Raw genomic sequence first — 1,922 nt, forward strand, 5'->3', positions numbered from 1 at the left:
GGTCGCAGACCAACGGCATTCCGGTGGATGAGGCGATCGACAAGATCGTCGCCGCGATCTCGGGCAAACTGCTCGTCAACACTGCGGAGGACCTGGCGTGAGCGCGGGGGACGCCGACGGTGATGCCCGCCTCGAGGAGGCGAGCGCTTTCGCCGGCGTCCCCGACGGCTTCCAGCGGCTCTGGACGCCGCATCGCATGGCCTACATCAACACCGGCGCCGACGCCCTGCGCGGCTCGGGCTGCCCGTTCTGCGCCGCGCCGCAGAAGTCGGATGCCGACGGCCTCATCGTCCACCGCGGCATCACCTCGTACGTCCTGCTCAACCTGTTCCCGTACAACTCGGGTCACATGCTGGTGTGCCCGTACCGCCACATCGCGACGTACGATCAGGCGACCCCGGAAGAGGTCGCCGAGATCGGCGAGCTGACCCAGGTCGGCATGCGGGTGCTGCGCTCGGTCTCGCGGTGCGACGGCTTCAACATCGGGATGAACCAGGGTGCGGTCGCGGGGGCGGGGGTCGACGAGCACCTGCACCAGCACATCGTTCCGCGGTGGAGCTCGGATGCGAACTTCTTCCCGATCATCGCCCGCACCAAGGCGCTGCCTCAGCTTCTCGGCGAGGTTCGCGAGGCCGTCGCGGCGGCCTGGCCGGCGTGAGGGCGGGCGGTCCCGACGACGGCGCGGAGCCGTTCGCGGTCGACGCCGGCAGATTGAGCGCGCTCCCGGCATCCACTGCCGAGCTGTGCGGCGACATCACCGCCTTCGACGCCCGCCGAGCCGAGGCAGAGACGAGCGAGCGTCAAGACCCGCTCTACTGGGTCGGTCTGGAGGTGCCGCTGGGGTGGGTGCTCGTCGGCGACAACGGGCAGGGCGATGAGTGGTGGCTCGGTCCGCGCGGTGACGTGTGGTTCTTCGATCACACCGACGGCGAGCGCGCCGTGTCACGCTTCGCACCGATGCACCTGGGCGTCACGGAGTGGCTGATGGTGGGGCACGTCCTGCACGCGCTCGAGCAGATCGACGAGCCGGCCGCTCGTGACCACGACCGCATCCGTGGCGCGCTCGACGCGATCTCGCCCGAGCTCAGTGTGCGCTGGCCGTACGAGCTGTTCTGACCGGGCGCGGCGTTTCGACTCGCTGCGAACCTCAGCGCACCCGCGTGACGGGGAACTGCAGCCGCGGGTGGGCGTAGAACTCCTGCGCCTCGACAAGCTGCAGCTCGCGCTGCCCGGAATCGAACGTCGTCTGCAGCAGGTCGTAGACGCTCGAGACGGTCTTCGCCAGCGCGTCGGCGGCGTCACCGCTCGCACGATAGTGGGCCGTGAACAACGCCGCCGTGACATCGCCCGACCCGTTCGCCTTCATCGGGATGCGGGGCGTCTGCACGATCCACGCACCATCGTCGGTGACGGCCAGCATCTCGATGGTGCCCTCGGGTGCGTCCGGGCGCTCGACCGAGGTGACGAGCACGGTGCGCGGGCCCATCGCACGCGCGGCATCCGCCGACGAGAGCGTGGAGTCGAGATCAGCGGGATCCGTCTCAGTGAGAAAACCCAGTTCGAACTGGTTCGGCGTGATGATGTCGGCCGCGGGGACGACGCGATCGCGCAGCAGGATCGGGATGGCCGGCGCCACGAAGCAACCGCTCTTGGCATTGCCCATCACCGGGTCACAGGCATAGATCGCCGCGGGGTTGGCCGCTTTGACGCGGGCGACGGCATCGAGGATCACATCGGCGATCCCTTCCCCGCCCTGGTAGCCGCTGAGGACGACGTCGATCTCACCGAAAACACCGCGCTCCTCGATACCCGTGATGACGTCTCGCACATCGTCGGGCGCGATGAGCGGACCGCGCCACGCGCCGTAGCCGGTGTGGTTGGAGAAGTTGACCGTGTACACCGGCAGCACCTCGACACCGATG

General features: G+C 68.8%; 3 protein-coding genes. 2 read left to right on the forward strand and 1 reads right to left on the reverse strand.

The genetic code is table 11. The annotated features are described in order from the left end of the window. The first annotated feature begins 97 nt into the window (after window positions 1-97). Window positions 98-658 carry an HIT family protein gene (locus tag I5I_RS01895; protein WP_036315769.1) on the forward strand — a complete coding sequence of 187 codons (561 nt, stop codon included), beginning with the start codon at window positions 98-100 and terminating at the stop codon, window positions 656-658. Next, window positions 655-1,116, forward strand: a complete 462-nt coding sequence (locus tag I5I_RS01900) for a hypothetical protein (RefSeq protein ID WP_036315771.1) — start codon at window positions 655-657, stop codon at window positions 1,114-1,116. Before I5I_RS01895 ends, I5I_RS01900 begins: the two co-directional genes overlap by 4 nt. 31 nt (window positions 1,117-1,147) lie before the next feature. On the opposite strand, the gene pdxY is transcribed toward I5I_RS01900, so the two are convergent. Then, window positions 1,148-1,922 (reverse strand): pyridoxal kinase PdxY (gene pdxY / locus I5I_RS01905; protein WP_036315773.1); only part of this gene is annotated, 775 nt, incomplete at its 5' end.

Origin of the sequence: Microbacterium sp. B24, from assembly GCF_000333415.1 — a bacterium.
In the GTDB taxonomy this organism is placed as follows: domain Bacteria; phylum Actinomycetota; class Actinomycetes; order Actinomycetales; family Microbacteriaceae; genus Microbacterium.